Raw genomic sequence first — 21,174 nt, 5'->3', positions numbered from 1 at the left:
CGATGGGCGGGCGGGGTGGCGGTGAGGGCCGTCGCCGCGGCAGGGGGTTGAGGGGTTGGCGGGGGCGTGCTGCGATGGGCCCCGGGGAATGAAACGTCGGCGCCGAACCGCAGCCGGAAGTGAAGCCCATGACCTCCCCTATTCTTCTTGCCATGCCTGTGACGCCTCGGCTGCGGTCGCGGCTTGATGCCTTGTACGAGGTGCATGGGCCGCTGACGCCCGTCACACCCGAGGCGGTGCCGGAGAGTGCGCGGGGGGCCAGGGCGCTGATCACCCTCGGGGGGCACCGGACCGATGGGGCGATGATGGATGCGCTGCCGGAGCTCGGGCTGATCGCCTGCTATGGCACGGGGTTCGAGGGGGTGGACCTGGAGGCCGCCGCCGCGCGGGGCATCATGGTGACGCATGCGAAGGATGCCAATGCGACGAGCGTGGCGGAGTTCGCGATGGGGCTGGTGATCGCGGCCTCGCGGGACATGGGCAAGGGCGAGCGGCTGGTGCGCGCGGGGGACTGGGCGAGCCGGCGGATCGACCGGATGCCGTTGGTGCCGGGGCTCGCGGGGCGGCGGATCGGCATCTATGGGCTGGGGGCGATCGGGATGAAGGTCGCGACGCGGGCGGCGGCCTTCGAGATGGAGGTTGGCTACCATGGGCGGGCGGCGCGGGAGGGGGTGGGGTTTGCCTATCATCCGACGCTGCTGGGGCTTGCCGCGTGGTGCGACGTGTTGGTGGTCGCGGTGCGGGCCAATGCGGAGACGCGGCATGCGGTGGGGCGCGAGGTGTTGGCGGCGCTCGGCAAGGATGGGGTGCTGGTGAATGTCGCGCGCGGGTTGGTGGTGGATGAGGCCGCGCTGATCGAGGCGTTGGAGGGCGGGGTGATTGCCGCCGCGGGCCTCGATGTGTTCGAGCATGAGCCGGAGGTGCCGGAGCGGTTGCGGGCGCTGCCGAATGCCGTGCTGACGCCGCATATGGCGGCCTTCACGCTGTCCGCGCAGCGGGCGCAGGCGCAGGTGATGCTGGATGCGCTGGCGGCGTTCTTCGCCGGGGAGCGGCCGGGGAATGTGGTGCCGGCGGTGGGGTGAGGCCGCGGGGCGTTCATGACCAGCCGAGGCGGAGGCGGCGGGGGATGTGCTTGATGCCTCCGGCCAGGCGGTGGAGGTAGCGGCGCGTCCTGATGAGGGCCAGGAAGGCCTTGGTTTCCTTTTTCGAGCGGGGGTTGGGCGGCAGGGGCAGGCGCTTCAGCTTTTCGGACAAATCGGGGTTGGGGAGTTTGCCCGGCGGGCCGTTCAGGGCCGAGAGGAAGCCGAGGCGGCGGGCGAGGGCGATGAATTTCAGCCCCCTGAGGCGGATGGCACGGCGGCAGGCGCGGCAGATGAGGGGGGCGATCTCTCGCAAGGGGCTGTTGGGAGGGGATTCCTTGATGGCCGTGAGGAGTTTTTCCCAGGTGCCGGCGTGGGTGAGGCGGCGGAAGTAGCGGGAGACGGTGTCGGGCTTGCCGTGTTCGGGCGGGAGGCAGCGCCAGGGGTCCGTGGTGCAGGCCAGGTGGAATATAGCGTTCAGGCGGGCGCGGAGGTCACCGATCTGACGGCCAGCGGGGGAGGCGGGGAGGATGTAGGGGAGGATGGCGAGGAATTGGGGGTGGGTGAGGGGGTGGGGGCGCATGGGGGGAGTATGCGCAATCGGCAGATAAAAAGCAATAAAATCCTATATTACGCCGCCGCTCGCAGATAGGCAAACTTGCTCCCCAGTTGCGGCCGTCAGGTCGCAACTGAGTCCTCTGAAGGCGAGATGGCTAAATCAGTCGCTGTTGCGATAGAAAGCCTCGAAGTTGAATCGTCATTTTGTCCACTGGGCAACACTGCATAAAGCAACGATCGAATTCGCCGACAAATTATGATGTTGTAGTTGAATTTCCACCTCTCTTTGTTCTTTAAATCGTCCAGAGGTTGCCAGCGATACAGAGTATGCGCGCACTGCATCTCGCAGTCGTTTGAGGCCAAGTCCGTTGATGATGCGCAAATCGGCGTGAGGCGAGGCGGCGTACTCAAAAACGGTCTTGGGATGAACCATTAATGGTGTGGCGGAGCATGAATTATCGTATTTTTCGGTAAACCAAATCATTGATCCGTTCAGTTGGTTGGTGTCAGCCTTCGAAATTTTGTCAGCTAGGACTGCTCCGCTCTTACACTCGATCACGAGGTACTTCAGGCCGCCGAGAGCCCAGAGGTTATCAGGTCCGCGGCCGACTTCGTCCTCAGGTCGTTGTGAACCAAAACCCAGGAACTTACCAAGTTCAGACACAGCGGCTTCGAAGCGCTTCGACCCTTCTTCGCCCCAATCCAAATCATCGAGAAGGCCATTTATCCATATTACTAGGTCATTTGCCTCAAGAAATCGTTCGTTAAACCGAACTGCTGCGGCTGCTTGGCCTACGGTGGGTGCGTTGAGTTTGTTGTAGGTGGCACCTGCAATTGGTTTCAAGAGGCGCGAATTTATGCCGAGCGCGGATAACTGCAATTCCTGAGCCATTGCAGGGTTCCTGAAATTAATGTACTCGGCCAATTGTTGTTTTAAATAGCCTTTTAGTTGCGGGTCTGCGGTTCCATTGACCGCATCTTGAGCCCGTTCGGCCGCTACGTCATATCTGTGTATGCGGGCGGCATCGAAGGCTTCTCGGAGCTTAACCTGAGATTTGTCGAGATTGGCGTCGGTAATGGGTGGCGCGTTTACGATTGCATTGCGACCTGCTTCAACCCATTCGTCGTTTTGCGTCAAACATAAATTCAAAATTGACTCTAACTCCTTAATAGATTTTCCTCTGACTTGTGAAGCCACGTCTTTGCCGAGTGCAATCTGAGCTCGGGTAGCTGACGAGAACATCGCATCCGCTTCCGGTTGATGCAGTCGCTGTGTCAATCTCGCGCCGAGGAGCAGTACCACGCAGTGATCATCGCTCGATCGAACGCCGCGACCCATACCTTGCTCTATTCTCTGTACTTGACGGACAAGCTGCCTCTTCGTCCCGTCCAGATAGATCATTTCCAATCTTTCCAGTAGGCCGTTTGTTTCTGGAAGACCGTCTATCACGAGCATTTCACAGGCAGCACCAGGTAAATCAACACCATCATATTTGTTGATTAATACGGTAAGCCCGACGTGCCCTGCTCTCAAAAAGCCAACACCTTCTTGAATATTATCTTTATCCAATATTTGAGAGGCCGCTGTTTTCCAAAAATCAGTGCGCTGTTTGGAGGGAACGATGACAACAACATTCAAAGACTTGGAAATTTCAGATATTAACTGTCTAATTTCTACATCTGTATAGTTTGGATTTATCTCTTGGGGCGCGAGAATCATTCGATCTCCAATGTCCCCGCCTCCCTTCGGGCGGATTGGTTTCTCAATTTCGGCGGCATTTGCCTGAAAATGACTTACAAGTATTGTATCGTCAGCCAGGGTTGCCGTCATATATATGCGCCGTTGCGCGCTCGAGAAGGCTGGAATGCGGTCGATAGGAACAAAGTGTGGGGCAATTTCCAGTCGACCACCTCCAAATACACAGGTGCATAGCGGAATTGACTCACTTAATAGCGGCCATGTCCATTCGAGCTCCTTGCTGTTTTTTTCACTATGCAATAACGCAATTACCTCGTCTTGATGTGCCTGCCAAGACCAGTACGGTACGGACATCACGCTCGACGGTTCGTCAGCCTTGAGATCGAGCAGGCCGGCCGGAGATTGGAATTTTAAGTCTTCTTCAAAAAATGATAGAAGACTTTCGTAAACTTTACTCCCAGATTTTGCTTTAATACAAAACTGTTCGTTAACTACATTTAAACAGGCATGGGCGTCGTCGATTACTATGGCGCCTATCGGAATCTTTTTCTCACCAACCCCGAAAACTGAGCGACCATTAATTAACTTGTGAACATTGGCGACAAAAATCGAGCGTCCAGACAAAAAATCAGGATCTTTTTCATTGTCCGTTGCGGCGATTCCGAGTGCTGATGCCTCTTCTATAACTTGAGCTACTAGGAAATTATCCGGCGTAATATATACCGCTGGTTTCAAATTTTCATTCAATGAACTTTGAAGGCAGAGAAGGCCAACGACCGTTTTTCCGCCTCCAGTATTCATTTTAATTGTAATATCTTTTGAATTTTTTCTTGCATACCAAGCATCTAGAACGTCGGATTGTTCATCTAAGGGTCGCTTAAATCGCGCATCGCGCTTCAGGGTTGTGAATATTTTGCGCGGATCTGTTTGTTTTGCTGTTGAACCTGCCCTTAGTTTGTCAAAATCTAAAGCCATCTTGCGCCTCGGTTGAATTATACGTTCAGATTGCACGTTATATGCTCATTTGCGTCAAGGAAAGAGGTTCCGTCTTCGGTCGGCGCGATTTCCATGTAGAGGGCAGGCCACCGCAATTGCGTAACGGCTTCGCTGTGCTCCATGGAGCAGGATGGGGCTGAATTTCCAGTCGGCGTGAAAGCCAATAGCCCGAAGGTGCAGGAAACTGAGTTTCCTGCCGGGGTGCAGGGGCAGAGCCTCTGCGTCTGACGCGCTTACCATCAGCGCGACGCCGCGCCGCGCGGCACCATCACCATAAGGGCCGCTCCTGCGCTGCCGCCCCCCGGCGCTGCATCCGCTGCCACACATCCTCGTCCCTTCCGTAGAAGTCCGGCCGGAATTCCACCTTGCCCGCGGTGTCCGCGAAGGCGGTCTGGTAGGTCACGAAGACCGGCACTGGGGTTGGCAGTTTGTGGTGGGTGGTGCCGCCGGCGGCGATGCCGTCGTGGATGGCGTCGACGGGTTGCTGCATCAGCAGGGCGGCGAGTTCGATGGGGTTCTGGACGCGGATGCAGCCGTGGCTGAGGCGGCGGTTGTCGCGGTTGAACAGTTGCCGGTCCGGTGTGTCGTGCAGGTAGACGTCGAAGCGGTTGGGCATGTCGAACATGATGAGGCCGAGGCCGGCGGTGGGGCCGGGGCGTTGTTCGACCTCGCCGTTGGGGCGCAGGACCATGTTGTTGCGGTCAAGGTAGGTCGGGTCCCGGTTGATGATGGGCAGGTATTCGGCGGTGACGATGTCGGCCGGGATGACCCAGGGCGGGTTGAAGAAGCTGGCCTGGATGAGGGTGCTGAATTCGGGGCTTTGGTTGATGGGGGCGGGGTCGCCGACGATGACGCGGGTGGTGAAGACGGGGTCGTCGGCGCGGAAGAGCGTCAGGCGCTGGTCGGCGACGTTCACCCAGACGCGGTTGGCGGGCAGGGGGCGGGGCAGCCAGCGCTGGCGTTCGAGGTTGACCTCGATGGTGCGGATGCGGGTGGCGGGGTTGATGCCGCGCGGGGCCGGGCGGGTGCGGGCCTGGCGCAGGGCCTGGCGGAGGGCGGTGTAGGAGGGGGTGGCCGGGGCGAGGGCTTCGAGGGCGGCGGCGGGGTCGGGGCTGGCGATGATGCGGTCGAGCGCGGCGGGGACGTCGATGTGGTCGGGGGTGAGGGTTTCGCCGTCCTTGCGGCGTTCGGGGGGGATGGCGCCGGTGGCGAGGGTGTCGGCGTAGGTGAGGAAGGCGTGGGAGAGGAGGAGTTCGCGGCGCAGGGCGGGGAAGGTGCTGCGGCGTTGGAGCAGGCTGGCGTGGAAGAGTTCGGGGTCGAGGCCGTGGGTGTTGGCGCGCAGGACGGTTTCCATCAGGGCGTCGGCCTCGGCGGGGCGGGTGGACCAGACCCAGTCGTAGTCGTGGCGTTCGTAGAAGCGGCGGAGGAGGTCGGCGTTGAGGGGTTCGCCGGCGACGGTGACGGTGGAGGCGTCGCGCAGGGCGCGCAGGCGGTTGTCGGCGGGTGGGGCGCGCAGGGTTGTGGATGGGCGCGGGGTGGCGCTGCAGGCGGAGAGCGCGCAGGCGGCGGCGAGGGCGATCGGGCCGGTGGTGAGGGCGGTGCGGCGGGAGATGGGGCGGTGGGTGGTCATTGATGGTTCGTCGGGATCAGTGTTGACCCTGTGGGTGGGTGCATGGGGGTGTTCGACGTCCTCACAAATTTGGCGGCCGGCGTGATTGGTCGTTTGACTTCGCATTGAGAATTACCGTTCAATTCAGTGTTGTCGATGCGTAAGTCAGTGATGGAGAAGCAGATGTCCGGCGTTTCCAAGTTGGTGGCTCTTGTGGTTCCCCTCGCGCTGCTCGCGGCCTGTGCGTCGCCGCCGCCGCCGCCGCCTCCGGCGCCTGCCTATGTCGCGCCGGCGCCGGCGCCGGTTCCGCCGGCCCGCGGGTAGGGCGGATGGCGCTCAGCCGCGATCGCGCGGGTTGAGCGGAGAGAGGCGGGCGCCTGGCTGAGTTTGGTCAGGCGCCGTTTGGCGTGGCGGCGGGATGGGCACCGCCGTGCGATCGGCACCGCAGCCCGAAGGTGCAGGACGCTGAGTTTCCTGCCGGGGCGCGGGGGTAGGGCGCCTGCGTGTTACGCGCTCGACATCGGCGCGACACGGTCCTTCACCTCACCACGGCCACCCGCAATGCGTTCGTCGTCCCTGGTGTGCCGAAGGGCACCCCGGCGGTGACCACCACTTCGTCGCCGGTCTGGGCGAAGCCTTCGTGTTGGGCGGCGCGGACGGCGCGGGCGACCATTTCCGTCATCGAGTGGATTTCGCTGACCTCGAGGGGGTGGACGCCCCACACGACCGCCATGCGGCGGGCGGCGGTGCCGCTCGCGGTCAGGCCGAGGATGGGGCAGTTGGGGCGTTCGCGGGCGACGCGCAGGGTGGTGGAGCCGGTGGAGGAGAAGGTGGCGATCACCTCGGCCTCGATGGTTTCGGCGACCTGGCGGGCGGCGGTGGCGATGGCGCCGGCGCTGGTGCGTTCGGGGGCGGGGCGGGAGGTGTCGGTGAGGCGGCGCCAGTCGGGGTCCTGTTCCACGCGGGCGACGATGCGGTCCATCATGTTGACGGCTTCGTAGGGGTATTGGCCGGCGGCGGTCTCGGCGGAGAGCATGACGGCGTCGGCGCCGTCGAAGACCGCGGTGCCGACGTCGGAGACTTCGGCGCGGGTCGGCGATGGGGCCGTGATCATGGATTCGAGCATTTGGGTTGCCACGACCACGGGTTTGCCGAGGGCGCGGGCGGCGCGGACGATGCGCTTCTGGACGAGGGGGACTTCCTCGGGGGGGAGTTCGACGCCGAGGTCGCCGCGGGCGACCATGACGCAGTCGGTCAGGGCGAGGATGCTGTCGAGGTTTTCGACGGCCTGGGGTTTTTCCATCTTGACCATGACCCAGGCGCGGCCGGCGGCGATGCGCTTGGTTTCGGCGACGTCCTCGGCGCGTTGGACGAAGGACAGGCCGATGTATTCGATGCCGAGGGGCAGGACGAAGTCGAGGTCGGCGCGGTCTTTTTCGGTCAGGGCGGGGATGGGGAGGGCGACGTCGGGGACGTTGACGCCCTTGCGGTCGGAGAGCGGGCCGCCGACGACGACTTCGGTTTCCAGGTGGTCGGGGCGGACGCGGGTGACGCGCAGGCGGAGCTTGCCGTCGTCGAGGAGGAGGGTGGTGCCGATCTGGGCAGCGGCGATGATCTCCTTGTGGGGGAGGTTGACGCGGCGGACGTCGCCCGGGGTGGGGTTGAGGTCGAGGCGGAAGGTCTGGCCGGTTTGCAGTTGGACGCGGCCGCCCTGGAACTGGCCGACGCGGAGTTTGGGGCCCTGGACGTCCACGAGGATGCCGATGGGGCGGCCGACGCGGCGTTCGACTTCGCGGATCATGAGGATGCGCTGTGCGTGGTCCTCGTGGGAGCCGTGGGAGAAGTTGAGGCGGAAGACGTCGGCGCCGGCGCGGTAGAGGCGTTCGATGACCTCGATGGTGGAGGAGGCGGGGCCGAGGGTCGCGATGATCTTGGTGCGGCGGCGGCGGCGCAGGACGGGGCGGGCGACCATGCGGACGTATCCTTCCGGCTTCGGGGCGGGCGGTTCGGTGAGGTCGGGGCGCAGGGTTTGGGTGGCGACGCCGAGGATGCGGGCGACGTCCGTGACGCGGTCGTCGGGGACGCGTTTCCATTGGGAGACGGCGGCGGTGGAGATGCCGAGCTCGGTGGCGATGCGGGTGATGGCGCCGCGGCGGGCGAAGAGGTCTTCGAGGGTTGGGTCGCGCATGGGCGTGTCTTACCCTGATTAAGCGACGGCTGCCGAGGTTTATTTTTACTTACAATAATTAAGTTGCACGTCAGGTGATGAGGATGGCGCGGAAGTCGTTGACGTTGGTCAGGGTGGGGCCGGTGGTCAGCAGGTCGCTGAGGGTGGCGAAGAGGGTATGGCTGTCGTGGGCGGCCAGCAGCGTGCGCGGGTCGAGGCCGGCGGTGTGGGCGCGGGCGAGGGTGGTGGGGGTGGCGATAGCGCCGGCGTTGTCTTCGGAGCCGTCGATGCCGTCGGTGTCGGCCATGAGGGCATAGACGCCGGGGGTGGCGGCCAAAGCGAGGGTGGCGCCGAGGAGGCATTCACCGTTGCGGCCGCCGCGGCCGGGCGGGGTGGTGCGGATGGTGACAGTGGTCTCGCCGCCCGAGAGGAGGACGCAGGGGGCGGGCAAGGGGTGGCCGTGGGTGTGGGCGGACAGCGCGATGCCGGCCAGCACCGTGCCGAGTTCGCGGGCCTCGCCTTCGAGGGCGTCGCCGAGGATGAGGGGGGTGAGGCCGAGGGGGCGGGCGGCCTCGGCGGCGGCTTGGAGCGCCATGAGAGGGGTGGCGATGAAGCGGAAGTCGGTCGTGGCGAGGCGCGGGTCGCCGGGTTTGGGGGATTCATCGGCCGCGGCGGCGAGGTGGGTGGTGACGGCGTCGGGGAGGGGCATGCGGTAGTGGGCGGCGAGGGCGCGGGCCTGGGCGAAGGTGGAGGGGTCGGGGACGGTGGGGCCGGAGGCGATGACGGTGGGGTCGTCGCCGGGGACGTCGGAGATGGCGAGGGTGACGACGCGGGCGGGGTGGGCGGCGGCGGCCAGGCGCCCGCCGGAGAAGGCGGAGAGGTGGCGGCGGATGCAGTTCATCTCGTTGATGGTGGCGCCGGAGGCGAGCAGGGCACGGTTGACTGCGATGAGGTCGGGCAGGGAGAGGCCGGGGGCGGGCAGCGTGGTGAGGGAGGAGCCGCCGCCGGAGACCAGGAAGAGGACCAGGTCGTCGGGACCGGCTTGCGTCGCGAGGTCGAGCATGCGTTGGGCGGCGCGGGCGCCGGCCTCATCGGGGACGGGGTGGGAGGCTTCGGCGACCTCGATGCGCGACGTCGGGTGGCCGTGGCCGTAGCGGGTGACGACCAGGCCGGAGAGGGGGATGTCGGGCCAGGCGGCCTCGACGGCGGCGGCCATCACCGCGGCGGATTTGCCCGCGCCGAGCACCAGGACGCGGCCGGGCGGCCTGTCGGGCAGGTGGCGCGCCAGCACGACGCGCGGATCAGCACTCGCAACCGCAGCGTCGAACAGGCGCCGCAGCACGGCGCGGGCCGATACGTCGTCCAGGGCCATGCGTTCCGTCCTCGATTCCGGCAGGCCACATCATCGCTTCTCCGGCCCGCGAGGCAATGCCGTGCGATGACGGCGCGACGGGCGGGCCCGTTACCCGCAGCTCGTCTCGTCCCAGGCCTGCACCGTCAGATGGCGGTGGATGCGCCCGTCATGCAGTTCGAGCGTCATGGCCGAGACCACATGGCAACCATCCGGATAGGCGCAGCGCTCGACGAAGGCGGCGCGGCGCGCATCACTAATCGCCTCCCCCACCGCGTGGGTCATTTCCCGGGCGCAGACGTCGCGCCAGAAGGCTTCGATCGCCGGCCGGCCGACCAGGCGCATCGGCGCGCTGGGTGGGCGGTTGCGGTCGATGATCTCCATCTCGGCGTCCTCGTCGTAGAACGAGACGATCGAGGCTGCGTCGCTGGTTTCGAGTGCGTGGGTCAGGGCCGCGAGATCGAAGGCGGCCGTGGCGCGTTGCGCGGTGGACATCCTGGCCTCTCCTGCCGGCGCGGCGGCCGTTCCGCCGCGCGCAGGAGGAGCCTACACCGCCCGCCCGGCGGCCGGGGCGGCAAATCCGTCGAAACCGGAGGTTGGCGCCGAGGGGCGTCTGCACCAGATTGACACCGGACGAGGAGACCATGTCATGCCCGTACCCGAAATGGACGACGCCACCCGCACTGAACTTGAGGCCGCGGCCTTCCGCCGGTTGGTGCAGCATCTGCGCGAACGGTCGGATGTGCAGAACATCGACATGATGAATTTGGCGGGATTCTGCCGGAATTGCCTGTCGCGCTGGTATCGCGAAGGTGCCGAGGCGAAGGGCATCGCGATCGCCGACGCCGATGCCCGGGAGATCGTCTACGGCATGCCGTACAAGGAATGGCAGGCGCTGCACCAGAAGGAGGCGACTGCGGAACAGAAGGCCAAGTTCGTCGCCGCGAATCCCGGCCACTAACAGGGGCAAGGTTGATGGCGAGGAAGCCGAGGTCTAAACCCGCCGCCCTTCAGACAGAGGCGCGCAACATGTCGCAGACGGCAGAGAAACAACAGGATACCGAGGTCGGCGGCATCGCGGCCGATCGGCTCCGTTCGATCATCGAGCGGGTCGAGCGGTTAGAGGAGGAAAAGAAGGCCCTCTCCTCCGACATCAAGGACATCATGGCCGAGGCGAAGTCGGCCGGCTTCGACGTGGCGGTGATCCGCGCCATCCTGCGCATCCGCAAGCAGGAACCGGCCGATGTCGAGGAGCAGGAAGCGCTGCTCGACCTGTATCGCCGCGCCCTCGGCATGTGAGGGGACAGCGCATGCTCGCCGCACCCGATACGATCAGTGGCTGGCATGCGCATGTCTATTTCGACCCCGCCTCGCGCCCGGCCGCCGAGCGGCTGCGCGAGGCGATCGGGCTGGCGTTTCCTGAGGCGGTGCTCGGGCGCTGGCACGATGTGCCGGTTGGGCCGCACGCGCGGGCGATGTACCAGGTGGCCTTCGCGCCGGGCCTGTTGGCCGGTTTGCTGCCCTTCATCGCGTTGAACCGCGAGGGGCTGACCGTGTTGGTGCATCCCGATACCGGGCACGCCAAGGCGGACCATCTGCACCACGCGCTGTGGATGGGGGCGGTATTGCCGCTGGATGCTTCCGTGCTGCCCGATTGAAGCAGGCCCGGGAAGACGGCACTGCCCCGTTCGGCATGTGAGGGCATGGGAGCAAAACCGACGGCATGAGGCTTTGACTTATGCCGGGGGCCGGATCAGCGACGACCGAAGCCTCGTTCCAAGTCGCGGGGCCTGGTCTCGACCTGGGCTGGACGCGCCGGGGGCGGGGTTGTCCAGGAACGGCAGGCAGCTTGCCGTGCGGCGTGCCACCACCGTCACAGGCCCGCTTCCGCTTCCAGTTCCGCCTCGACCGCATGGCGCAGCGCCTGCGGCTGGAGCAGCACGATCGCGCCACGCTCCTTGGCGATCAGGCCGCGGCGCGTGAGGTCGGCGAATTCGCGCGACACGGCTTCCCGTCGTGCGCCGATCCGCGCGGCGAGGATGTGCCGTCGCGGCGGCGGACTCACCACGCGTTCATCGGGGTTCGCCGCCGCGGCCTGGGTGAGGCGCGGGCGCGACAGGCGGAGGAGTTCCGCGTAGATGCGCAGGCGAACGGGCAGGGTCTCGCGCTCGATCAGGCGCTTCGATTGCCGTCGCAGGATCGCGGTGACCGTCCGCAGCAGCGCGAGGCAGGCCGCCGGCGTGCTGCACGCGGCGTCGAGGAAGGCGGCGGCGGGAACAGTGCAGAGCCGCGACTGCACCAGCGCGGTCGCACCCGCCGTCCGCGCGGCACCGTCGATCGCCGCGATTTCGCCGAACATGCCGCCGGCGCTGATATCGCTGAGGATCACCTCGCGCCCGGACGGGGTTCGGACCTGGATGCGGACCACGCCCTCCAGGACGAACCAGACATCGCCGGATGGGTCATCGAGATCGAGGATCATCCCGCCTGGGCCGTAGCTGCGCCAAGCCGCAGCGGCGGCAACGCGCCGCAGGGTTTCCTCGGATGCGTCGCGCAGGACGGGCATGCGGCGCAGCTGGTCGATGCGGGAGGTGTCGGCGCGGGGCGGGGTGCCTGGCGCGGTGGGGCCTGGGTTCCGGTGAGTGGCATCGTCTGAGGGCATCCCCGGCTCCCTTGCGCGGTTGCTGGTGTCCTGATTCTGACGTCCTGCGGACGTCGTTCTCAGGCCATCAGCCTTTGTATTCAGTGGCCTGCCTGTCCGATTTGTTCGTTGGAAACCCAACGAACTTAGTGGGCAGGACATGGGCGGGCATCCGCTTCCCGCCTGCGCGCGCGATCAGCATGCGTGGCAGCGCCAACCGGCGCGCGTCGGTGCGGTGCGGCGCCGACCGCATCAGGGAGGAGCAGCGGGCCATCTCCGCGACGGCGATCGCCGTCGGGCGCCGTTGGTCGAGGCGTGGGATCCATGGGCCTCGACCCGATGTCGCAGCAATGGCCATCACAGCAGCGATCCCCACATGGTCGCCGGCCCGGCGTGACGATCATGCGCCACGCTCGCCGGTATCATGGCGATCGTGAAACGAAGATGCCAGGCTTTTGAGGACGGGCTGGATTACCAGGGTCGGCCAGGCGCATGCCGCGAGCGAAATGCTTCGTGTAGAGGTGCTGCGACAGGTGCTCGCCCGTGGGTCGATCGTGGGGGATGAAAAGGCCGCGGTGCGGTGCCTCCACGCGCATCACAGGCCCGACCGCGTGGGCGGCCGGGCCTGATTGGGCGATGCTCCATGCCGGGCGCCATGCCCGCCCCCGAGGCTACGGGCCTAGTCGACCGGAACCTCGGTGTAGACGACCTCGGCGCTTTCGCCCGAGCCAACATAGGTCGCGATGCGCCGCGTCTGCTGCTGGCCGCTGAGCGGCATCACGCCGAACGCCGATGGCGTCACGTTCGTCCGCGCCGAGGTCGCCTCGAAGTAGGCCACCCCACCGCTCTCGCCCTGGCCTTCCCAGGTCGCGATCAGCGGCGCCTTGAGGTCAGCCACGTTGCCGGTGGCGCTGCGTGCCCGCGGATCGCCCGGGGCGACATACATGACCTCGGCGCCTTCGCCGCTGCCGACGAAGACCGCGACACGATCCTGTGCCAGGACCGGCTGACCGAGAAGCGCGCTCGCGAGAATGGCGGAGCGCATCGTGTTGTTGGTGAGCGTCATTGCCTGTCTCCTTGCTCGCCCGACGACCCTTCGCCGAAGCGGTAAGGGGAGAATGCGAGGGGAGCGCCGGCAATTCGATGCGAACGCGCACAGAAATGCGGCGATCACAGGCGGTACGTCGCCGTGTGTGCGCAAGGCCACGATTCCAAGGCTTCGAGGCCTTGGCGGCGCCGGTTGCGCCCGCGCATTCAGGGCCGCGCGGGCGTGCGCTTCATGGTCACTGCCGAACGGCGCGGCGGGCGTGGCCATGCGTTCGGCGTGAAGGAAGGATGAGCCCGGGGCTGCTCATTTTGCGGTTCCTCGGCGGGGGAGCCAGTGAGGCGGGGCTGCGTTCCCGCCCCATCAGGCCCAGGCAGGCGCGTGACTGCCCAGGGGCACCGAGGGCAGCGACCAATGGGCCGGCGTCGCGCTCAGGATCGCACTGTGGCGCAGCGCGGTCATGCGGCCGTAGCCGCTGTCGTGCTGCTCCAGCCAGGGCGTCACATCGGCGATGCCGGGGGCCGACAGGCCAGCCTCGACCCGGCCCAGGCGCTTGATCCATTCGCCGGTGCCCGCCAGGGATACCCGCACCAGCCAGGAGCCGCCTTCCTCGGCGCGTCGCAGCAGGGCCGCCATCGCGCCGAAGGCGAGCAGGTAGCCGGAGGCATGGTCCAGGGCCTGGCAGGGCAGGGGGCGCGGCTTGTCCTCGCCGGCGGCGATGCGTTCCTCGTCATTCATGCCATTGGCGTTCTGCGTCAGGGAATCGAAGCCGCGACGGGTGGACCAGGGGCCGGCATGGCCGAACGCCGAGAGCGAGACGCAGACGATGCCGGGATGGAGCGCCGCCAGGGCCTCCGGCGCGAAGCCGTGGGCGCCGATCGCGCCGGGTCGGTAGCCTTGCAGGAATACGTCCGCCCCGGCAGCCAGGGCACGCAGCGTCCCGCGCTGCGCCGGATCGCGCAGGTCGAGCGAAGTGCAGCGCTTGCCGCGGCCGGTGTCCATCGACAGTGCCGGCAAGGTCGGCAGGTGGGGTGCGGTCACATGCAGGACATCGGCGCCATGGGCCGCGAGCGTGCGGCCGGCCACCGGGCCGGCGATGACCTTGGTCAGGTCGAGCACGCGGATGCCTTCGAGCGGGCGGGCGGCGAGTGGCGGCAAGGGCGTTGGCGGGGCGTCGCCGATGCGTTCGATCAGCACGGGTGGCAGGGCCGCCACGGCGATGCCCTGCGGGTGCGCCTGCCATTCCGCCAGGGAGCGCGTCATGGTGGCGACGCCGCCGGCGGCGTAGATGGCGGTTTCGGCGGCTTCGGCATTCCAGGATTGCAGGGCGGCGGCGACCGCCTCGCGCGCATAGGCGCAGCCGAGGACACGGAGCACGACATCGCGATGGTGTTCGTGGTTGGTGTGGAGACGGATCCAACGGCCGCCGCCGCAGCGATACAGGCCGGCGATCGGGTCCCATTCATGCGATTCGAAGCCGGGGACATGCATGTGGCGTTCGGAATGGAACTCGGACAGCGCATGCGGCATGTCGACCGAGACGGTTTGCGCCGGGCCACCGCGGGCGCGATGGATGGCGGCGGCGGCCAAGGCGGCGGCGGCGATCGAAGCCGAGGCGGCGGTGCCGACGGCATAGGTCGAGGGCATCAGCGGGTCGGCGCCGGTCAGGGTGGCTTCGGCGGTGGGGAGGCCGGCGAGGGTGAGGAGGTCGGCGAGGGCGGTTTGTGGGGTCGTGGTCATGGGGCGAGCGTCGCGCCAACGGCAGCGGCCGTCCAGGCTCTGGACCCATTGATCAGCACCGGAAGATGACGGTGGCGGCGCTGCCTCACCTGGCCGTTGCGCCACCGGTCGTCACTCCGGCGGTCCGAGGCCCAGTTCGTCAGGACGCAGCGTCAGCACCGATACGCCGGAAGCCGTCACGGCAACGGTGTGCTCGAACTGCGCGGAAAGCGACCCGTCGCTCGTCACGACAGTCCAGCCGTCAGCTTCGGTTCTTACGCGGCGTCGGCCTCGATTGAGCATCGGCTCGATGGTGAACACCATGCCCTCGCGGAGGGCGAGGCCGGTTCCCGGCATTCCGAAGTGCAGGACCTGCGGCTGCTCATGCATCTCTCTGCCGATGCCGTGGCCGCAGTATTCGCGCACCACGGAGTAGCCGTGTCGCTTGGCATGGCGTTCGATCGCCCAGCCGATGTCTCCGAGCCGCGCGCCCGGACGAACCGCCCGGATGCCCCTCCACAGGGCTTCGTGGGTGGTCTGGACCAGCCTTCTGGCGGCAGGTTCTACATCGCCGACGAGATAGGTTTTGCTTGAGTCGGCAATGTAGCCATTCTTCTCGAGCGTGATGTCGAAGTTGACGATATCGCCGTCCCGCAGCACGTCCGATGGCGATGGAACGCCGTGGCAGACCACATTGTTCAACGAGGCATTCAATACGAAGCCATAGCCATACTGGCCCTTGCTCGCGGGCCGGGCCTGGAGGTCGTGGACGATGAAATGATCGACCATGTCATTGATCTGAAGGGTCGACAGCCCGCCGAGCGAGGTTCGGTCCAGCAACCGGAACACGGAGGCCAGTAGCCGACCGGATTCGGCCAGCAATGCCAGTTCCTGGGGCCGCTTCGTCATGCGTCGATGACGGCCAGTGGTTGCACCGAAACGCCGGCGGCACTGAGCTCGCGCGCCATGATCCCGGTGAAGCTGAGCGTCGGATTGGTCTCGCAGAGCATGCCTACCTTGATCCAGTAGGCGGCCTGCGCATTGATCGAACGAAGCGATACCTTGCTCGCCCTGCGCAGCAGATCGTGCAGATCGTCATCAATGTTCACGATGCCCATTGGGGCCTCCGCGTATGATTCATATTTAAACTATATATGAATCATATGTGGAGGCCAAGGTCGGCGCCGGACCGCCCTTTCGTCGTGCCGCGCCGGGTCCTGCCCGGTGCCACATTTCCGTCCTGGCAGAACTGTGTGGCCCTGCGCCGATTCAAGCTTTCAGCGATACATCCCCTCCACCTCCGCGCCGCGCGCCTCGATCACCGCGCGGCGCTTCACCTTCATCGTCGGGGTCAGCAGGCCGTTCTCGATGGTGAAGGCTTCGGTGGCGCTGAAGTGGCGGATGCGTTCGATGGTGGGCAGTTTGGCGTTCACCCGGCGCACGGCGTCGGCCACTTTATCCGCCATGCCTTCGGCCGGGACGAGCAGGGCGACCAGGGCGGGCTTGCCTTCGCCGGCGACGAGCGCCTGGTGGATCTCGGGTTCGGCCATCAACAGGCATTCGACCTTGGCGGGGCTGACCATGTCGCCGCCGAGGGTCTTGATGAAGTCCCGCTTGCGGTCGGTGATGCGCAGGTAACCGTCCTCGATGACGCCGACATCGCCGGTGTGCAGCCAGGGCGTGTCCTCGCCGGGCAGGGTCTGCAGGGCGGCGGCGGTGGCCTCGGGGTTGTTCCAGTAGCCGGTCATGACGAGGTCGCCGCGCACCAGGACTTCGCCGTCCTCGGCGATGCGGCATTCGACGCCACGTAGGGCCGGGCCGACGGTGTGGCGGCGGTTGGCCCAGGGCAGGTTGACGCTGATCACGGGGCCGGCCTCGGTCTGGCCGTAGCCCTGGATGACGGGCAGGCCGAGGGCGATGAAGAAGCCGGACAGGTCGGGGTCGAGGCGGGCGCCGCCGGAGACCATGGCGCGCAGCTTGCCGCCGAACCGGTCGCGCATCTTCTGCCGCACGAGGCGGTCGAGCACGCGGTCCTGCAGTTTCTGGAACAGGTTGAGCGGCGGGCCGTCCATCCGGCGCAGGCCGAGGGCCAGCGCGCGGTCGAAGAGCCGCCGCTTGAAGGGGCTCTCCTTCTCCAGCCCGGCGAGGATGCGCGCGCGCAGCAGCTCGAACAGGCGGGGGACGGCGGTGAGGATGGCGGGCGTGATCTCGGCGAGTTCGTGGGAGAGGCGGTCAGCGCCGCGCGAATAGACCACCTCCAGTCCGGCCGAGGGCAGCAGGAAGCCACCCACCGTGTGCTCATAGGCGTGGGAGAGCGGCAGGAAGGAGAGGTAGGGCTGGTTCTCGATGCCGAGCCGCTTGACCAGCGGCACCACGCCGGCGCGGTTCGCCAGCAGCGCGCGGTGCGGCAGCATGACGCCCTTGGGCAGGCCGCCGGTGCCGGAGGTGTAGATCAGGCAGGCTAGGCTGTCGGTGGGCGCCGAGGCGCATTCGGCGGCCAGCATGGCGACGTCGCCGGGGGTGGCAATGGCTTCCTCCCAGCGGTGGCCAGTGAGGCCGGCGGCGGTGGGCGGTTCCTCGATGCAGATGAGCAGGTCGAGGCCCTCGGCCAGGGCGGCGCCTTCGAGAACCTTTTCGGCCAGTTTGCGGGTGGAGACCACCGCGGCCCGCGCGCCCGAATCGCGCAGGATATGCGCGTGGTCGCCCGGCAGGTTGGTGGTGTAGGTCGGCACGGTGATGGCGCCGATCGCCATGATGGCGGTGTCGGCGATCGGGAATTCCGGGCGGTTCTCGCTGACCAGCAGGACGCGGTCTCCCGGGCCGATGCCGCGGGCGCGCAGGAAGGCGGCCACCGAGGCGGTCTGCAGGGCGAAGTCGCCCCAGCTCAGGCTGCGCCACGCGCCGCCGTGCCAATGGCGGAACAGCGGCCGGTCGGCCCATTGCGCGGCGCGCGCCAGCATCATCGCCGGCAGCGTCGGCCAATTCTCGGGCGCGTGTGACATGTGGCGTCCGGTTCCCCCCGTGTTGCACCCTGGGGACGATGTAAGGTGCGGCGCGGCGCTTGGCCATCACTCCGATTGGCCTATATGGACGGACGTGACCCACCGCACCGCTCCCTCCCTCGCCCGTTCCCCCCTTGATGCCGCAGCCGGCGATGCCGCGCTGCCGGTTTGGGATTTGTCGGACCTCTATGCCGGGGTGGATGACCCGCGGCTGGCGGCTGACCTTGACCGCGCGGAGGCCGATGCCCGCGCCTTCGAGAAGCGGCTGTCCGGCCGGCTCGCGGCGCTGGCCGGCGATGCGCTGGCGCAGGCGATCGGCGAGTATGAGGCGCTGTGGGAGCGGCTGGGGCGCGTGACGTCCTTCGCCGGGCTCGTGTTCAGCGGCGATGCGCAGGACGCGGCGAATGGCCGCTTCTACCAGACCATGCAGGAGCGGGTGACGACGATCTCCTCGCATCTGTTGTTCTTCACGCTGGAGATCAACCGGCTGGAAGAGCCGGCGCTGGAGAAGAAGATCGGCGGGTCGGCCGCACTTGGCCATTGGCGGCCCTGGCTGCGCGACCTGCGCGTGTTCCGCCCGCACCAGCTTTCCGACGAGATGGAGAAGCTGCTGCATGAGAAGGAGGTTGCCGGCGCCTCGGCCTGGAACCGACTGTTCGACGAGACCATCGCCAATATGAAGGTAAAGGTCGGCGAGGAGGAGGTGACGGTCTCCGCCGCGCTGAACGGGTTGTCGGACCGGGACAGGGCGAAGCGGGCGGCCTCGGCCAAGGGCGTTTCGGCGGCATTCGCCGAGCGGGTGCGGCTGTTCACGCTGATCACCAACACGCTCGCGAAGGACAAGGAGATCGAGGACAAGTGGCGCCACTATCCGCGCCCGGGGTCCTATCGAAACCGGTCCAACATGGTCGAGGACGAGGTGGTGGACGCGCTGGTGAGCGCGGTCACGGCATCCTATCCGCGGCTGTCGCATCGCTATTATGCGATGAAGGCGAAATGGCTGGGGATGGAGAAGCTCCAGCATTGGGACCGCAACGCGCCGCTGCCGGATGAGGATGACCGTCTGGTGCCGTGGTCCGAGGCGGTGGAGCGGGTGCTGAATTCCTATGCGGCGTTCAGCCCGGAGCTGTCGCAGATCGGCCGGCGGTTCTTCGACAAGCCATGGATCGACGCGGCGTTGCGGCCGGGCAAGGCGTCGGGCGCCTTCGCGCATCCGACGGTGCCCTCGGCGCATCCGTACCTGCTGCTGAATTATCACGGCAAGGCGCGCGACGTGATGACGCTGGCGCATGAGCTGGGGCATGGGGTGCATCAGATCCTGGCCGGGGCGCAGGGGTATCTGTTGTCGTCCACGCCGCTGACGCTGGCGGAGACGGCCTCCGTGTTCGGCGAGATGCTGACCTTCCGCGCCGTGCTCGATGCCGAGACCGACCCCAGGCGGCGTCGTGCGATGCTGGCCGGCAAGGTCGAGGACATGCTGAACACGGTGGTCCGGCAGATCGCCTTCTACCGTTTCGAGACGCTGCTGCATGACGAGCGGCGGAAGGGGGAGATTTCCTCCGAGCGGATCGCCGAGCTGTGGATGCAGGTGCAGGTGGAGAGCCTGGGGCCGGCCTTCGAGTTCACGCCGGATTACGGGGTGTACTGGGCGTATATCCCGCACTTCATCCACTCGCCCTTCTATGTCTATGCCTATGCCTTCGGGGATTGCCTGGTGAATGCGCTGTATGGCGTCTATCGCGACGGCACCGTGAAGGATTTCCAGGGCAAGTACCTGGACATGCTGCGCGCGGGCGGGACCAAGCGGCATACGGAGCTGCTCGCGCCCTTCGGGCTGAATGCGGCGGAGCCGTCCTTCTGGATGAAGGGGCTGGACGTCATTTCCGGCTTTATCGACGAGCTCGAGAAGACGGATGGCTGATCGCGAGGGCAGCACCATTTTCGGGGAGGCGCGGCGGATGCTGCGCACCTCGGGGGCGGTGGGCGGCATTGCCGCGCGGTATGCGGGGCAGCGCTTCCTTGGGATGAAATCCGACAAGGCGGCGCATGCGGAGGATCTGAAGGCCATACTCGGCGGGCTGAAGGGCCCGATGATGAAGGTGGCGCAGTTCCTGTCCACCGTGCCGGATGCGCTGCCGGCGGAATACGCCAAGGAACTGGCCACGCTTCAGGCCAATGCGCCGCCGATGGGCTGGCCCTTCGTGCGCCGGCGGATGGCGAGCGAGTTGGGGCCGGACTGGGAAATCAAATTCGCCAGTTTCGAGCGGGAGGCGGCGGCGGCGGCCTCGCTGGGCCAGGTGCATCGCGCGGTGCTGCATGACGGCACGCGCGTTGCCTGCAAGCTGCAATATCCGGACATGGCGAGCGTGGTGGAGGCGGATCTTCGCCAGTTGAAGATCGCCATGGCGCTGTACCGGCGCATGGATTCGACGCTGGAAAATGAGGACGCCTTCGGCGAGTTACAGGACCGGCTGCGCGAGGAGCTGGATTACCTGCGCGAGGCGGCACAGCAGCGCCTGTATGGGCTGATGCTGAAGGACGTGCCGGGCGTGCATGTGCCGAGCCCGATCGAGACGCATTCCACCCGCCGGCTGCTGACCATGACCTGGCTCGATGGCCGCGCCATCCAGGCCCGCATCGACGAGAACCCGCCGGCGGAGGAGCGCAACGCCTATGCCCGCGCGCTGTTCCGCGCCTGGTATGTGCCGCTGTACGGCTATGGCGTGATCCATGGCGACCCGCATCTGGGCAATTACCAGGTGCGCGGCGATTGCCCGGAGAATGACGGCTTCGGCATCAACCTGCTCGATTTCGGCGTGGTGCGAGTGTTCCCGCCCAGCTTCATCGGCGGCGTCATCATGCTGTACGAGGCGATGCGCGACGACGACATGGACAAGGCCGCCGAAGCGTATCGGATCTGGGGCTTCAAGAATCTCAGCCGCGAGACGATGGACGTGCTGAACATGTGGGCGCGGTTCCTGTACGAGCCGCTGCTGGATGACCGGGTGCGGCCGATCCAGCCGAATGACGACCCGATGTTCGGCCGCAGGATCGCCGAGGAAGTCCATGCGGGCCTCAAGCGCACCGGGGGTGTGCGGGTGCCGCGCGAATTCCCGCTGATGGACCGGGCGGCGATCGGGCTTGGTTCGGTTTTCGTGCGGCTCGACGCGAAGCAGAACTGGCACAATCTGTTCCATGAGCTGATCGAGGGGTTCGACGAGGCGAAGCTCGCCGAGCGACAGGCGGCGGCGCTGGCCGAGGCGCGCGTGCCGGCGGTGCGGACGGATCAACCCTCCTAGTTGCGGCTT

18 protein-coding genes are annotated in these 21,174 nt (G+C 66.4%); 6 read left to right on the top strand and 12 right to left on the bottom strand.

Features of this window, described 5'->3' with window-relative positions; genetic code table 11:
• Positions 1–128 precede the first annotated feature (128 nt).
• Positions 129–1,082 carry a 2-hydroxyacid dehydrogenase gene (locus IEY36_RS02940; RefSeq protein ID WP_188965397.1) on the top strand — a complete coding sequence of 318 codons (954 nt, stop codon included), beginning with the start codon at positions 129–131 and terminating at the stop codon, positions 1,080–1,082.
• A gap of 13 nt (positions 1,083–1,095) precedes the next feature.
• Here the strand turns inward: IEY36_RS02940 and IEY36_RS02935 are convergent, their stop codons facing one another.
• The 6 genes from IEY36_RS02935 to IEY36_RS02910 form a co-directional block, all read right to left on the bottom strand.
• The gene (locus tag IEY36_RS02935) at positions 1,096–1,662 is read right to left on the bottom strand and encodes a transposase (protein ID WP_188965396.1); all 567 of its coding nucleotides are present in this window, start codon (positions 1,660–1,662) and stop codon (positions 1,096–1,098) included.
• A gap of 174 nt (positions 1,663–1,836) precedes the next feature.
• Complete coding sequence (locus IEY36_RS02930; RefSeq protein WP_229681055.1) at positions 1,837–4,347, bottom strand: DEAD/DEAH box helicase; 2,511 nt, start codon at positions 4,345–4,347, stop codon at positions 1,837–1,839.
• 253 nt (positions 4,348–4,600) lie between these two features.
• A complete protein-coding gene (locus tag IEY36_RS02925) occupies positions 4,601–5,962 on the bottom strand; it encodes a L,D-transpeptidase scaffold domain-containing protein (RefSeq protein ID WP_188965395.1) in 1,362 nt (453 codons plus the stop codon).
• Between the two features lie 517 nt (positions 5,963–6,479).
• Positions 6,480–7,913, bottom strand: coding sequence for a pyruvate kinase (pyk, locus tag IEY36_RS02920; RefSeq protein WP_188965522.1), 1,434 nt, complete (start codon positions 7,911–7,913; stop codon positions 6,480–6,482).
• A 286-nt stretch (positions 7,914–8,199) separates the two neighbouring features.
• Positions 8,200–9,480 (bottom strand): glycerate kinase type-2 family protein, encoded by a 1,281-nt coding sequence (locus IEY36_RS02915; RefSeq protein WP_188965394.1) that lies wholly within the window; start codon positions 9,478–9,480, stop codon positions 8,200–8,202.
• A 90-nt stretch (positions 9,481–9,570) separates the two neighbouring features.
• A complete protein-coding gene (locus tag IEY36_RS02910; RefSeq protein WP_188965393.1) occupies positions 9,571–9,954 on the bottom strand; it encodes a nuclear transport factor 2 family protein in 384 nt (127 codons plus the stop codon).
• A gap of 154 nt (positions 9,955–10,108) precedes the next feature.
• Here IEY36_RS02910 and IEY36_RS02905 point away from each other — a divergent pair, with 154 nt between their 5' ends.
• The 3 genes from IEY36_RS02905 to IEY36_RS02895 all read left to right on the top strand — a co-directional run bounded on the left by IEY36_RS02905 (position 10,109) and on the right by IEY36_RS02895 (position 11,117).
• The gene (locus IEY36_RS02905; protein ID WP_188965521.1) at positions 10,109–10,420 is read left to right on the top strand and encodes a DUF1244 domain-containing protein; all 312 of its coding nucleotides are present in this window, start codon (positions 10,109–10,111) and stop codon (positions 10,418–10,420) included.
• A gap of 68 nt (positions 10,421–10,488) precedes the next feature.
• On the top strand, positions 10,489–10,758 hold the full coding sequence (locus IEY36_RS02900; protein ID WP_188965392.1) for a DUF2312 domain-containing protein: 270 nt from the start codon (positions 10,489–10,491) through the stop codon (positions 10,756–10,758).
• Positions 10,759–10,769: 11 nt separating this feature from the next.
• The gene (locus tag IEY36_RS02895; protein WP_188965391.1) at positions 10,770–11,117 is read left to right on the top strand and encodes a DOPA 4,5-dioxygenase family protein; all 348 of its coding nucleotides are present in this window, start codon (positions 10,770–10,772) and stop codon (positions 11,115–11,117) included.
• Between the two features lie 215 nt (positions 11,118–11,332).
• On the opposite strand, the gene IEY36_RS02890 is transcribed toward IEY36_RS02895, so the two are convergent.
• From IEY36_RS02890 to IEY36_RS02865, 6 genes are all read right to left on the bottom strand, one after another.
• Positions 11,333–12,121, bottom strand: a complete 789-nt coding sequence (locus tag IEY36_RS02890) for a Crp/Fnr family transcriptional regulator (protein ID WP_229681053.1) — start codon at positions 12,119–12,121, stop codon at positions 11,333–11,335.
• Between the two features lie 658 nt (positions 12,122–12,779).
• Complete coding sequence (locus IEY36_RS02885; protein WP_188965390.1) at positions 12,780–13,166, bottom strand: hypothetical protein; 387 nt, start codon at positions 13,164–13,166, stop codon at positions 12,780–12,782.
• Positions 13,167–13,508: 342 nt separating this feature from the next.
• Positions 13,509–14,885, bottom strand: coding sequence for a CoA transferase (locus tag IEY36_RS02880; RefSeq protein ID WP_188965389.1), 1,377 nt, complete (start codon positions 14,883–14,885; stop codon positions 13,509–13,511).
• A 111-nt stretch (positions 14,886–14,996) separates the two neighbouring features.
• Positions 14,997–15,773 carry a type I methionyl aminopeptidase gene (gene map, locus IEY36_RS02875; protein ID WP_188965388.1) on the bottom strand — a complete coding sequence of 259 codons (777 nt, stop codon included), beginning with the start codon at positions 15,771–15,773 and terminating at the stop codon, positions 14,997–14,999.
• Complete coding sequence (locus IEY36_RS02870; protein ID WP_188965387.1) at positions 15,770–15,982, bottom strand: ParD-like family protein; 213 nt, start codon at positions 15,980–15,982, stop codon at positions 15,770–15,772. Before IEY36_RS02870 ends, map begins: the two co-directional genes overlap by 4 nt.
• 159 nt (positions 15,983–16,141) lie before the next feature.
• Positions 16,142–17,866: an AMP-dependent synthetase/ligase gene (locus IEY36_RS02865; RefSeq protein ID WP_188965386.1), complete on the bottom strand. Its 1,725-nt coding sequence runs from the start codon at positions 17,864–17,866 to the stop codon at positions 16,142–16,144.
• A 94-nt stretch (positions 17,867–17,960) separates the two neighbouring features.
• Between IEY36_RS02865 and IEY36_RS02860 the strand changes: the two genes are divergently transcribed.
• Both IEY36_RS02860 and IEY36_RS02855 read left to right on the top strand, forming a co-directional pair.
• On the top strand, positions 17,961–19,787 hold the full coding sequence (locus tag IEY36_RS02860; protein ID WP_373290287.1) for a M3 family oligoendopeptidase: 1,827 nt from the start codon (positions 17,961–17,963) through the stop codon (positions 19,785–19,787).
• Positions 19,780–21,165 carry an ABC1 kinase family protein gene (locus IEY36_RS02855; protein WP_188965384.1) on the top strand — a complete coding sequence of 462 codons (1,386 nt, stop codon included), beginning with the start codon at positions 19,780–19,782 and terminating at the stop codon, positions 21,163–21,165. Before IEY36_RS02860 ends, IEY36_RS02855 begins: the two co-directional genes overlap by 8 nt.
• Positions 21,166–21,174: the final 9 nt, after the last annotated feature.

Origin of the sequence: Neoroseomonas lacus (assembly GCF_014644535.1) — a bacterium.
GTDB classification, from domain to species: Bacteria; Pseudomonadota; Alphaproteobacteria; order Acetobacterales; family Acetobacteraceae; genus Neoroseomonas; species Neoroseomonas lacus.
Note: the sequence above shows the minus strand (reverse complement) of the source record. Positions and strands in the feature narration are given on the sequence as shown.